At 57.7% G+C, this 12,485-nt stretch carries 15 protein-coding genes; all 15 read left to right on the forward strand.

The features are described 5' to 3' along the window. Window positions 1-32 precede the first annotated feature (32 nt). Complete coding sequence (locus BLW50_RS29060) at window positions 33-1,073, forward strand: ABC transporter substrate-binding protein (protein ID WP_090710388.1); 1,041 nt, start codon at window positions 33-35, stop codon at window positions 1,071-1,073. A gap of 49 nt (window positions 1,074-1,122) precedes the next feature. Beyond that, a complete protein-coding gene (locus BLW50_RS29065) occupies window positions 1,123-1,506 on the forward strand; it encodes a RidA family protein (RefSeq protein ID WP_090710871.1) in 384 nt (127 codons plus the stop codon). Between the two features lie 126 nt (window positions 1,507-1,632). Next, on the forward strand, window positions 1,633-2,496 hold the full coding sequence (locus BLW50_RS29070) for a PDR/VanB family oxidoreductase (protein WP_244544517.1): 864 nt from the start codon (window positions 1,633-1,635) through the stop codon (window positions 2,494-2,496). 23 nt (window positions 2,497-2,519) lie between these two features. Continuing rightward, window positions 2,520-3,002, forward strand: coding sequence for a (2Fe-2S)-binding protein (locus BLW50_RS29075; RefSeq protein WP_210186179.1), 483 nt, complete (start codon window positions 2,520-2,522; stop codon window positions 3,000-3,002). 15 nt (window positions 3,003-3,017) lie between these two features. Further along, a complete protein-coding gene (locus BLW50_RS29080; RefSeq protein ID WP_090710877.1) occupies window positions 3,018-3,815 on the forward strand; it encodes an FAD binding domain-containing protein in 798 nt (265 codons plus the stop codon). 10 nt (window positions 3,816-3,825) lie between these two features. Next, window positions 3,826-4,581, forward strand: a complete 756-nt coding sequence (locus BLW50_RS29085) for an SDR family NAD(P)-dependent oxidoreductase (protein ID WP_090710393.1) — start codon at window positions 3,826-3,828, stop codon at window positions 4,579-4,581. 59 nt (window positions 4,582-4,640) lie between these two features. Continuing rightward, complete coding sequence (locus tag BLW50_RS29090; RefSeq protein WP_090710395.1) at window positions 4,641-5,729, forward strand: DODA-type extradiol aromatic ring-opening family dioxygenase; 1,089 nt, start codon at window positions 4,641-4,643, stop codon at window positions 5,727-5,729. A gap of 13 nt (window positions 5,730-5,742) precedes the next feature. Continuing rightward, a complete protein-coding gene (locus BLW50_RS29095) occupies window positions 5,743-6,654 on the forward strand; it encodes an alpha/beta hydrolase (RefSeq protein ID WP_090710397.1) in 912 nt (303 codons plus the stop codon). Between the two features lie 293 nt (window positions 6,655-6,947). Further along, window positions 6,948-7,631 (forward strand): GntR family transcriptional regulator, encoded by a 684-nt coding sequence (locus tag BLW50_RS29100; RefSeq protein WP_090710400.1) that lies wholly within the window; start codon window positions 6,948-6,950, stop codon window positions 7,629-7,631. 185 nt (window positions 7,632-7,816) lie between these two features. Beyond that, window positions 7,817-8,752 (forward strand): fumarylacetoacetate hydrolase family protein, encoded by a 936-nt coding sequence (locus tag BLW50_RS29105; protein ID WP_090710404.1) that lies wholly within the window; start codon window positions 7,817-7,819, stop codon window positions 8,750-8,752. 64 nt (window positions 8,753-8,816) lie between these two features. Further along, window positions 8,817-9,803 (forward strand): ABC transporter substrate-binding protein, encoded by a 987-nt coding sequence (locus BLW50_RS29110; protein ID WP_090710406.1) that lies wholly within the window; start codon window positions 8,817-8,819, stop codon window positions 9,801-9,803. Window positions 9,804-9,860: 57 nt separating this feature from the next. Beyond that, on the forward strand, window positions 9,861-10,406 hold the full coding sequence (locus BLW50_RS29115) for a VOC family protein (RefSeq protein ID WP_090710408.1): 546 nt from the start codon (window positions 9,861-9,863) through the stop codon (window positions 10,404-10,406). Window positions 10,407-10,425: 19 nt separating this feature from the next. After that, the gene (locus tag BLW50_RS29120) at window positions 10,426-11,214 is read left to right on the forward strand and encodes an ABC transporter permease (RefSeq protein WP_244544518.1); all 789 of its coding nucleotides are present in this window, start codon (window positions 10,426-10,428) and stop codon (window positions 11,212-11,214) included. A gap of 29 nt (window positions 11,215-11,243) precedes the next feature. Continuing rightward, complete coding sequence (locus tag BLW50_RS29125) at window positions 11,244-11,639, forward strand: VOC family protein (protein ID WP_090710410.1); 396 nt, start codon at window positions 11,244-11,246, stop codon at window positions 11,637-11,639. A gap of 89 nt (window positions 11,640-11,728) precedes the next feature. After that, the gene (locus BLW50_RS29130) at window positions 11,729-12,457 is read left to right on the forward strand and encodes an ABC transporter ATP-binding protein (protein WP_244544519.1); all 729 of its coding nucleotides are present in this window, start codon (window positions 11,729-11,731) and stop codon (window positions 12,455-12,457) included. Window positions 12,458-12,485 lie beyond the last annotated feature (28 nt).

The raw sequence follows: 12,485 nt of genomic DNA on the forward strand, positions 1-12,485 counted from the left end.
ATCGGATCATTTGAGTTTTGAAGGAGGGTGGCATGAACATCAAACAAGCAAATCTAGTTCGGTTGTACGGGTCGATGGCTTTGGTCGGAGCCCTGTCCGTGATGGCCGTTACCGAAAGTTCGGCGCAGCAGCAGCTCATCATGAGCGGATACCCAGGCACGATCGGCAACAACATCAAGAAGGCCTTCGTCGGTACATACGATCGGGCTTCGGGCCTCCGCTACCTCGAATCCTGGGACAGCGCGCGCTTCACGCAGATGCAGGCCAATCGCGCCAATCCGAAAGAAGACGTCGTCACCTTCACGGATCTCACCCTGCCGCTCGTTGCGGCCGCGGGCCTGCTCGAGCCGCTCGACACGAAGACGATTCCCGCACTTGCCGACGTCGACCCGTCGGTACGCGTAGCTGGTGATGCCGGCGTTCCCTTCACCTATGGCTGCTTTGGCATCGCCTACAATGCCAAATATGTGAAAAATCCAATCACCTCCTGGGCCGATCTGTTACGCGACGATCTCAAGGGACACGTTTCGGCCCCCAATGTGACTTACACCGGCGCTTTCAACACGTTGGACGGCCTATCGCGCACTAAGGGCGGCACCCTCAAGAATCCCGAGGAAGGCATGAAGCTCTATCAGCGCATCCGCACCTCCGGGCCCGGCCTGTGGGATCAGGAAAATGTCGCCGTTGGTTGGCTCAAGACTGGCGAAGTGTGGGCTACGCCCTATTTCAGCGGCAACGTCCTGGTCATGATGAATGATCCTGATCTCAAGGATCTGCGCTTCGTCGTTCCCTCAGAAGGCGCCTACTACGCGCCGCTGGCGGTGGCGAAGGTCAAGGGCCGCCCTGAGAACGATGGCGCCAGCCGCTTCATCAATCACATGTTGAGCCCAGAGAACCAGGAGAAATGGGCGGAGCTGGGCAAGACTCGTCCCGTCAACACGAAGGCCAAGGTGCCAGACGACGTCGCCGCCTCCTGCCCGACGGCAAGTAAATTGAACAAGGTCGATATCGACTACCTCAATCGCTATCGCAACAACATCGTCGATCAATGGAACCAGATCGTCAATCGTTGAGGCGTCAGTGTTTCCCGAAGCGAATTGCAAACCCAAGCTGGATAACGTCATGAGCAATAGACAAATTATTCCCATTCCCAACGCCCATAAGGTTGCAGCGCCGCTCGCGCATGCCGTACGCATCGGTGACCTTCTTTATGTCTCCGGCGTCCCTGGCTATTTTGGCGATCGCGAACTGGCCGTGGATGATTTCGAGGCGCAGTGTGAACAGGCCCTCGACAATCTCAACATCATCCTTACCGAGGCTGGATCGTCATTCGACAAAATCGTCAAGACGAATGTCATCTTGACCCGGCAGGGCGACTTCGCGGCGATGAACGACCTTTACCGGAAACGCTTCAGCGCCGGAAATTTCCCCGCGCGTACTACGATCATCGCCGATCTGTCGCGGCCGGAAATGCTTCTGGAAATAGAGGTCGTTGCCGCTTTTTAGGGATCGCGGCATTTATCGATAAGACTTATCTCTTTCGTACAAGGCCTTGGCATGCAGCCGCTGGAAGTACGGGTAACGGATATCAGGCGGGAAGCGATCGATATACGGTCCTACGGGTTGACACCCGTGGATGATCATCGCATTCCCGCTTTCGATCCGGGCGCGCATATCAAACTGCATTTGCCCAATGGAATGGCGCGTAGCTATTCCCTGATCAATCCGCCAGAGAATGGCGACGGCTATCGGATCGCGGTCAAGCGCGATGCCGCCGGCCGTGGCGGCAGCTCCTATTTGCATGATCATGTGAAAGTGGGAGACATCTTCAAAGCGGACACTCCCGCGAACAACTTCCACCTGCGCGAGGAGGCGGAACATTCCATCCTGGTCGCCGGCGGCATCGGCATCACGCCGATTTACGCGATGGCCCACCGGCTGACGGACCTGGGGCGAAACTGGCGCCTCTACTATACAGCTCGCTCGCTCGCCCATGCGGCTCTGCTCGAATCAATCTCCACTCTGCCCGGCAAGGTGCAAACGTTCTTTCCCGAGGACGGCACGCCGGCACTGGACCTGCGCGCCATCTTTGACAACGCGCCAGCCGGGGCTCATTTCTATTGCTGCGGCCCAGCTGGCATGCTCGATCATTTTATCGCCAGCGCCACCGTTTCCTCCGACTTCGTTCACATCGAGCGGTTCTCAGGACAGACCGGCACGATCAACGATCGTGGCTGCCGGGTCAAACTAGCGCGCGATGGCCGCACGATCTCGGTGTCGCCAGGGCAATCCATTCTCGATGCCCTTCTAGACACCGGCATCAAAGTCGAGTTTTCCTGCCGGGAAGGCTTGTGCGGCGCGTGCGAGACGAAGGTCCTCAAGGGCATTCCAGATCACCGCGATTTCATCCTCGACGACGAACAGCGCGAAACCAACCGGGTCATGATGGTCTGCTGCTCCGGCGCCACCAGCGACTCGCTGACTCTGGACCTATAACCGTATCCGTGAACCGGGACAGGATGATGAGCGTACCCATTTCAGTGGTCGTGAACGGCAAAGCGATCGAAACCACCGTGGACGAGCGAACCCTTCTGGTGACGTTCATCCGAGAAGATTTGAAACTGACCGGCACTCATATCGGATGCGATACGGCGCAATGCGGCGCTTGTTCGATCCATTTGAATGGCGCGGTGGTGAAAGCCTGCTCTATGCTGGCCCTACAGGCGCAGGGAGGCATGATCACAACGATCGAGGGCATCGCCGAATCCGACACCCAATTGCATCCCATGCAACACGCCTTCAGCGAAAATCACGCGCTGCAATGCGGATTTTGCACGCCGGGCATGGTGATGACCGCGCTCGATATCATCAAGGAATATCCCGCGCCGACGCGCGAGATCGTACAGGAAGGTCTCGACGGCAATCTGTGCCGGTGCACGGGCTATAACGGCATCATCGACGCGGTGATCGCCGGCGCCAAAGCCATGAACGCGCGGAAATAGGAGCGCCCGATGTTCATGCACCCCTATACCTATCATCGCCCGGGCAGCCTGTCGGACGCCTTGAAGCTCGCCTCAGAGCTGCCGGACCCGAAATTCTTGGCCGGCGGGCAGACGTTGGTCCAGGCCATGAAACTACGCCTGGCCGCCCCCAGCGATCTGATCGATCTCAGTGGCCTCGCCGAACTTCGCGGCATCGACATTCGCAACGAAGCAATCTCGATCGGCGCCATGACCAAGCATGCCGAGGTCTATGGCCATGCCGAGATCAAAAAGCGGATCGGCGCCCTGGCCTATCTGGCTTCGCAGATCGGCGACCGGCAGATTCGTAACAACGGTACGATCGGCGGTTCCCTCGCCAATTCGGATCCGGCCGCTGATTATCCGGCAGCAGCATTGGGGCTTGGTGCCACTCTGAAGACGAACGATCGCGAAATTGCCGCCGACGATTTCTTCGTTAGCCTCTATGAGACCGCACTGATGCCGAACGAACTGCTCGTTTCAATCCGTCTCCCGGTTCCCAAGCGCGCCGGCTATGTGAAGTTCAAGAGCCCGGCGTCCGGCTTCGCGCTGGTCGGTGTTTTCGTGGCCGACTTCGGCGATCATGTGCGGGTGGCCGTGACCGGCGCCGGCCCGAAGGTGTTTCGCATTGCCGAGGTGGAACAGGCACTCGGTGCCTCCTTCTCGCCGAATGCATTGGAGAATATCCGCGTGTCGGCCGACGGGCTGAGCACGGACCTGCAAGCCAATGCCGAATATCGCGCCCATTTGATTCCGGTGCTCGCGCGACGCGCGGTTGAATCGGCGCTCGCCTGAGGACAGGACCATGACGAATCTCAGCGGACGCACCATCATTATCACCGGCGCCGGCGGCCTGATCGGGCGGGCCTTCGCCAACGCCATCGGCTCGGCCGGCGCCAATACTATTCTGGCCGATCTCGAACCGCAGCCTGCCCTGGTCGATACGATCACCCGCAACGGCGGCAAGGCGGTTTCGCTGATCGTCGATATCAGCACTCCATCTTCGGTGGAGCGCATGGCGAATGAGGTCGTCGGCTCCTTCGGCCGTATCGACGGCCTCGTGAACAACGCCGGCTTCTATCGCGGCTGCACGATGGGCTCCTTCGCCGACATTCCCGTCGATGAATGGGACCGCTGTTATAGCGTCAACGTCAGGGGAACCTGGCTGTGCTGCAAGGCCGTCTTCCCCTATATGCGGCAGCAGAACTACGGGAAGATCGTCAACATCTCGTCCAACACGCCCTTCAAAGGCGTTGGCGGCATGCTGCAATATGTCTCCTCCAAGGCAGCGATCATAGGCCTGTCCCGCGCTCTGGCGCGCGAAGTCGGCGACTACGGTATCTGCGTCAACAATCTGTGTCCCGACCTCATTCCCGATCCAAGCGATCTGCAGAACGAGGACGGGATCGTCGGCAACAAACGCGTCGTGGCGCAACGTTGTTTCAAGAGAACCGAAACCGCCGAAGACGTGACCGGCGCCCTGGTATTTCTGCTGGGGCCGGGCTCCGATTTCGTCACCGGACAAAGCCTGCTCGTCAATGGCGGCGCGTTCTTTCACTAGTATATCGTCCACATGTCGGAGGCCGGCAGAATGGCGAGCAACGCATAAAGGGATGGATCATGCACAACGAAAAAAAGCGCACGGGTATTGTTGCCGCGGCGGCCGTGCCGCATGCGCCGCAGCTTCTGAGTCTGCCCAAGAGCGAGGACGCACAGCAGGTCGCGCGCGTCAAAGCCGCCATGCAGGAAATTGGCGATGGTTTCCGCAAAGCGAAGCCCGACATCTTGATCGTCATCTCCAACGACCATGGCGACGACTTTATTCTCAAGTCCATCCCGGCCTTCATGTTCCATTGCGGCAATCGCGCCCGCGGGCATGACGGGCATACCGGCTGGTGGAAGGTCGACGGTGCCGCCGGCTACGCCCTGGTGGAAGCCATGCAGGAGGAGGGCTTTGATCCCGCCTTCACGCTCGATGCCGATCTCGGCACCTTTTTCACAATCCCGGTCGAATACTTCGGCTTTGACCAGGAAACGCCGATCGTGCCGTTGTTCGTCAATTCCTATGTCGCACCGCAGCCGCACCCGACGCGCTGCTATGCCTTCGGCCAAGCGCTGGCGCGCGCCGTGACCCGCATGGGCCTCAGCGCCGCCATCATCGGCAGCGGCGGTCTCTCGCATTATCCAGGCACGGCCCGCTATGCCTCACCCGGTCCAGATCTGGCAGCCGACGAGAAAATTTATCAGAAGCTGGCGGAAGGCAATCTACATTACCTCTTGAGCCTCGACGCCCAAGAGCTCGACAAGTCAGGCAATATCGAACTGCGCGCATGGCTGATCATTGCTGGTGCGATTGGCGACCGGCGGCCGGAAGTCGCCACTTTCGAACCCAACTGGCATCACACCTACGGCATGTTCGGTTGGACGAACATCAAACCGCTTGAGCGCGACCGGCTGTGGTATCCGCCGACGCCACCGCACCGCGTCGAACTTTCCCACGCCATGCACGCGCTGCGAACGGACGATGCCGCCTGCGATTTTTACATGAGCGATCCGCTGGCCTTCGCCGACCGATTTGACCTGTCGTCCGAAGAACGCGCCGCTCTGCTGGAGATGAAAGAGGAACGCCTGCGCGACGAACTGCAGATTCACCCCCTGCTCGTAGGCGGAGCCACGCGCCGATTGCAGTTGCGCAAGAAGGCCAGCTAACCCGGAATCCGCCATGAGCTTGCCACCCTATATTCCACCAGCGCTGCGCCAACTGATGGCCGATGTCGGCCCGCGCTGGAAAGACGATATCAGCGGGCATATCCGCCTGATGCTCGATAACTTCAGCGCGCTCCTGAAGGATGCACCGAAAGAGGGCGTCGAGGTCAGGCGAGAGATCAAATACGGCGTCGATCCCAGGCAGGCCTATGACCTGTTTCTACCTCAAGCGGCAGGCACGGGCCGACCGGCTATGCTCTTCGTGCATGGCGGCGCCTTCACCGAAGGTCACCGCAACCGCACCGACGAGATTTACGCCAACGTTCTCTACTACCTGGCCCGCCACGGCATCGTCGGCGTGAACATTGGCTATCGTATCGCGCCCCAGGCCTGCTATCCTGAGGCGAGCCGCGACATTGGCGAAGTCGTTCAGGCGATCCATAACAGCGCACCGGAGATCGGCGTCGATCCACAGCGCATCTTTCTAATGGGCCATTCCGCCGGCGGGGCTCATGTGGCGACCTACGCCTATGATCGCAGCTTGCATCCAGTGGCCGGATCGGGGCTTGCCGGGCTTGTCATCGTCAGTGGCCGGGTGCGCGCCGAGAACCGTCCCGAAAACCCCAATGCGCGGCGGGTCGAAACCTATTACGAGACCACTGATCCCGGTACGCTCGATCGGCTGTCGCCCGTGTCACAGGTCGATGCCCAATCGATCCCAACGTTCATCGCCTGGGGCGAATATGAAAACCCACTGATCGACGTACATTGTGCGGAGCTCGTTCACTGGCTTGCACAGGCCAAAGGATATACTCCGCCGACGATGTGGCTGCGCGGGCACAATCACACATCCACCATCGCCCATTTGAACACGAGCGAAGATAATCTCGGTTCAGCCTTGCGTGACTTCATCAATCGCCCACGATAAACGCGGAAAGTTGAAAATGATCGGGTGACAGTTTTGCTGCTGCAATTTTGACTGCTAGCTTCCGGCAGCAGCGCGGCACATCTCCAATCACGCCGACTATTCGCTAATGGCTTCGTTCCCGCTTAGCTGGCACGCCACAGGCGAGGACAAGAAATCTCAATCGCAACAAGCTGCACCTTAGCTTATTGCGGGCGCTCGATATATTTGCATGCAAAACATCAAAAGTGCATTTATTATATCAACCTAAGCTCGTCCGTACGCCATTCTGAATGCAAATTTGAAGAGTTCGCTAAATGGAAACCACCCTATCCCAAACCATCGCCCAATCCTTGGCCGAGCAGATTGTTGCCGGACAGCTTGAACCTGGCCGTAAGCTGGATGAAATGTCCCTGGCTGCCCGCTTCAATGTCTCACGGAGCCCTGTACGCGACGCTTTACATGAACTGGTGACGACACAGCTCGTCGAATATTTCCCCCGGCGTGGCTTTGCAGTCGCCCATATTGAACCCACTAAACTTGAAGACATGTTCGAAGCTGCAAGCGAGATGGAAGCCTTAGCCGCTCGAATGTGCGCATTACGCGCTAGTGCTGCTGACCGCAGCCGCATCGAGTTCCTTCACAAGCAGGCCAGCGCAGCCTTGGACCGCAATGATGTCAAAGCCTACGCGGCGTTGAACGAAGACTTCCACCTGGCGATCTATGCCGGCGCGCGCAATAAAACCATCGAAGAGATGGCTATCAACTTGCGTCAGCGTCTGGCTCCGTTTCGCCTCCGCGTCTTCTTTTCACCAGACCGTGTTCAGACGTCCCTCTCCGAGCATGACGCCATCGTGCAGGCGATTCTTGCTCAAAACAGTGGTGATGCTGCACAGGCCATGCGCGACCATTCCACCGGCTCCGTGATGAATGTCATGCAACACTTCTCGAAAATCCTACCCAACGAAGCAGAGCCTCGCCGCCGTCGGATACGCAGCTAGCTTAGGTCAGACGGCCTAATTCGCTGGTTTAAGGCAGTTAAACGGAACCGCGTCGAGCCTCTGCGAAAAGCCATCCGAAGCTCCGGCCATTTTCCCTATTGACATCCCGAACACACAGGTGACATTTTGCATGCAAAATAGACAAACAGAGCTCAATATTTATATTTTGTCGGCAGGAAATCGAAATGATCCAGTTTGCATTGGCGACCTATCGTAAGAACGGCCACGTGGCCCCCGCTTTGATGCTGGATGGCCAGCTCTACGATTTCCAGGATGCGGCGGCAGCAGGCGCGCGACTTCCCGAGGCAACCTGGATGTCGAACGGCTTGCCGGAGATGCTGAAAGATTGGAGCCGCAGCGGGCCAGCGCTCACCGCATTCGCGGAGGCGGTCACCAAGCTTGTCGCGAGCAATCGGCTTTCCGCCATCACCGATGGGCTGTCGAAGCTGACGGCGCCTTATCGCCCGGAACGCATCTATTGCGCGGCCTCGAACTATATCGAGCATGCCAACGAAATGGGCACTGTCCTTGCCGCGAAGGCCGACAGTAAGCCGTATATGTTCCTCAAATTGCAGAACGCCGTCGTTGGACCAAACGATGAAATTCGCATGCCGCCCGAAACCTCCCAGCTCGACTGGGAAATAGAACTCGGCGCTGTCATCGGTACGCGTGGTCGGCGCATTACGGCCGAAAACGCATTGAATCATGTCGCCGGCTACACGATCGTCAACGACATCACTGCCCGCGACCTCAACAAACGCACCGATTATCCCTTCAAGTTCGACTGGTTTCAGGGCAAATGCCACGACACTTTCGCACCGCTCGGCCCGTGGATGGTGCCGGCCTCATCCATCCGCGATCCGCAGGCGGTCCATATGCGCCTGACCGTGGGCAACGAGGTGATGCAGGAAGACAGCACCCGGAACATGATTTGGACCCTGCGCGAGCAGATCGCCTATCTATCCACGATCGTAACGCTTGAGCCGGGCGATGTCATCGCCACCGGCACCCCGACCGGTGTCGGCATCGGCCGCGGCATCTTCTTGAAAGCCGGAGATGTCGTCTCGGCCCATATAGACGGCATCGGCACGCTCACCAATACGGTTGTCGCGGAACAATAAGCCGTTCCGGCGGTCGTCGGCACGAACATGTGATGATTGGCGATGCGCCAAGGAGGGTCATCAAATGAAACGCCCTATTTCCGTAATGATCGGCCTTGCATTGTCGCTGGGCGCTACTCTAACGGCCTCTGCGCAAGAAAAGGTGACCTACAATATGGCGTGGCTGCCTCAGGGCAGCAGCGTCGGTGTCGCCGTCGCCATTGATCGCGGTTGGTTCAAGGAAGCTGGGCTCGATGTCACCATGATGCGCGGCTACGGCGGCAATCGCACCGCGAACGAACTCGATCAAGGGCAATATGAAATCGGCTATGTCGATCCCGTAAGCCTAGTCCTGAACCGAGTGAATGGCGGCAAGATTCGGCTCGTCGGCGCGATCAACACACATTGGCCCGCCGGCATTTGCTACCTTAAGAAAAACGGGCAGCCGAAAACACTCGACAACATGAAAGGAATGCAGCTCGGCGGTGGATCCGCCTCACCCGTCCACAATATCATCCCGGCCTGGCTCGAAGCGAACGGCAAACCGAAGGATTTTATTAGCCTCTTGCGGCTTGATCCAGCTGTGGTCGACGCATCGTTGGTCGAAGGGAAGATCGACCTGGCGGAATGCTGGCGCGCCAGCAACCGGCCTGTCATGTCCAAGCAAGCCAAAATCGCTGGCGTCGATCTGGCTTGGATTGAATACAGCGACTACGGCTTGAATGCCTACGGCAGCGGCTTCGCGGCAAGCGAAGATATGATTGCCAAAAAGCCAGATGTGATCCGCAAATTCCTCAAATCCTCCTACCGGGGGTATGACTTTGCACGCTCCAATCCCGATCAGGCCGCCGACATCATGGTGAGGATGTTCCCGACTTTGGATCGGTCCGTGGTGCTCGACCAGATCAAGGACATCAACGATCTGATCGCAGACAAATCAGCGGGAAACAGCGGTCTTGGCTTCATGCGCGACGACCGCATCCAGTCGACGATGCAATTCATCGACAAGTCCTTCGACCTGAAAGGCAAGGTAAAACCTGCCGATATCTACACGAATGCATTGCTGAACTGAAGACGACAGTCAGCATTACTTTTGCCATCGCTCGATTAACCCTCGGAGGAAAGCGCCATGCGACCCCAGCCCAGGAAGCTCGGTCATCTCGTCATGTTCGCGCGGGATCTCAAGAAGTCTGTCGATTTCTACACTCGCATCGTCGGCTTGGAAGTCTCGGACTGGATCGAAGATCAGATGGTCTTCCTGCGCTGTGGAACCGATCATCACGATCTAGCGCTAGCCCAAATCCCGACCGACGCTAAACATATGAACGACCTCTACTATTGGGGGCGGCCCGGTCTCGAACATTTCGCCTACGAACTCGAGTCGCTTGAAGCTATTGAGGCGGCAGCAACACACCTACAGGACAATGGCATCGAGATCGTGCGCGGCATCGGCAAGCACGGACCCGGAGAAAACCTGTTCCTCGTCTTCAAGGATCCCGACGGCAACTATGTCGAGTTCTATGCGGAAATGGTCCAGGTGACGGAAGAAAAGCCCTATTCGGCCAGCGTCTGGGAGAACAATCTCGAAGCTTTCGATCAATGGCGTTTTGAGAAATTCGTTGTTCCGCCGCCAAATTGGGGCGGCCCACCCGGCACACGCAACAAATTGAAATAGAAGCGCCGCCGAAACTAGCATGGACGGAACAACAATGAACATGACGGGATCAAGTAGACTCTGGAATTGGCGCGCGACCGTCGAACGCACAGTGTTCTTCGCCCTGCTCGCTTTGCTGTGGGAATATGCCGTCACTCTCTTCCAGATCAAATCTTATCTGCTGCCACCACTCTCCCGTGTTCTTGAAAGCTTGTGGGCCAATAAAATCATCCTGCTTCAGCATTCACTGGTCACCACTTGGGAAATCGTCCTCGGCTATATCGCTGCGGTTTTCGGTGGCTTGGCACTCGGACTAGCTATTTTCGCATGGCCTATGGGACAGCGCCTTCTCTATCCCTTGGTTGTTCTGTTTCAGGGACTGCCAAAGGTTGCTCTCGCGCCACTGATGGTCGTTTGGATTGGCTATGGCACCTCCTCCAAAGTCCTCATGGCCTTTCTGTTTGCTTTCTTCCCCGTGGTAATCGCCACACTCGGCGGGCTCGCGGGCACACCCGCTCATCTCATCGAGCATTTTAAATCGATCGGTGCTTCGCGCTTAACCACGTTCCGCCGTCTCGAAATGCCGGCTGCGCTGCCAGCCATCATGGACGGATGCAAAACGGCCATGCCGCTCGCCGTTATCGGCGCGATCGTCGGCGAGTTCGTCGGCGCGCAGCACGGGCTTGGGTATCTGATCCTGGAAGCAAATGCCGCCGCACGAACCGATCTGCTGTTTGCTGCACTCGTTGCTATCTCGATTCTTGCCACCCTCCTCTACTGGCTCGTCGAGATCGCGGCAAATCGTGTCTGGTGGCGGGCTCTAACCTGACTCCCGTTGAACATTGAAAGGAATTAAAGATGGCAAAGATCCGACATGTGGCAATGTCCGTTCCAGATCCTCAGGCAGCGGCCAAGTTCTATTGCGATGCCTTCGATATGAAGATCGTCGGCGAAACGGATTCGCCACTCGCCAGCGGGCTATACGTTTCCGATGGCACGATTTCGCTCGCCCTGCTCAACTACAAAGCTGACGAATGGGCCGGCATGAACAAGGATGCGGTCTGCATCAATCATATCGGCTTCTGGGTCGACGATTTGGATCAGCAATCCGATCGGATCAAGGAGAACGGCGGCAGCTTTTTCCGCGAACTCCCTCTGGATAAGGAATCGCTCTATTATGAAATGAAATTCCGCGATCCCAACGGCATCATCTTCGACATTTCCCACAATGGTTGGGTCGGGGCGAAGAAGTGATCCAGCTTTCGGAGGCTCCCTCGCTATCGTCTGGGCCACTCCTCTCTGCGTTCCAACAGAGCGGTGATGTCGCCATTCGGGCCGATCGCGTGTCCAAGACATTCGGAGGTGCCGTTCAAGCTTTGGACGCAGTGAGTTTTGAAGTCGAGCGTGGTGACTTTGTCGCTGTGCTTGGACCCAGCGGGTGCGGCAAAAGCACATTGCTACGGATCCTGGCCGGCCTCATTCAAGCAGACGAAGGCAGCCAGATCACTGTCTTAGGGCACCATCAGATCAAACCATCGCGTGATGTCAGTGTGGTGTTCCAGACCCATAATATGTTGCCTTGGCTGACAGTTGAGGCCAACATTCGCCTCGCCGCCGAAGTTCAAGGTATGGCGGCAGCCGATATCGACAGCCGAGTGAATGATATTCTGCCGGTGCTACGACTGGAGAAATTCCGCAAGAATTACCCCTGCGAACTGTCCGGCGGCATGCGTCAGCGGGCCGCAATCGGACAAGCTCTCATCCTACGCCCGCAGGTCCTTCTGCTCGATGAACCCTTCGGCGCACTCGATGCACTCACACGAGACCAACTCAATGTCGAATTGCTTCGCCTGTGGCAGGACATCCACAAGACCGTCCTCTTAATCACCCACAGCATTGCCGAAGCGGTTTTCCTCGCGAACCGCGTCTTGGTGATGTCGGACCGTCCAGGCCGGATCGTCGAAGATATCAAGATTGATTTGCCACGCCCGCGCGATCCCCGCACCACCAAAGGGCGACCTGAATTCGGCCAGTATGTGCAACACCTCAGTCGCATCATGGGCGTAGACTGACCCGCTTCCCATCCTCATGCAAAGGAGA

This window comes from Beijerinckia sp. 28-YEA-48, assembly GCF_900104955.1.
Classification (GTDB): domain Bacteria; phylum Pseudomonadota; class Alphaproteobacteria; order Rhizobiales; family Beijerinckiaceae; genus Terripilifer.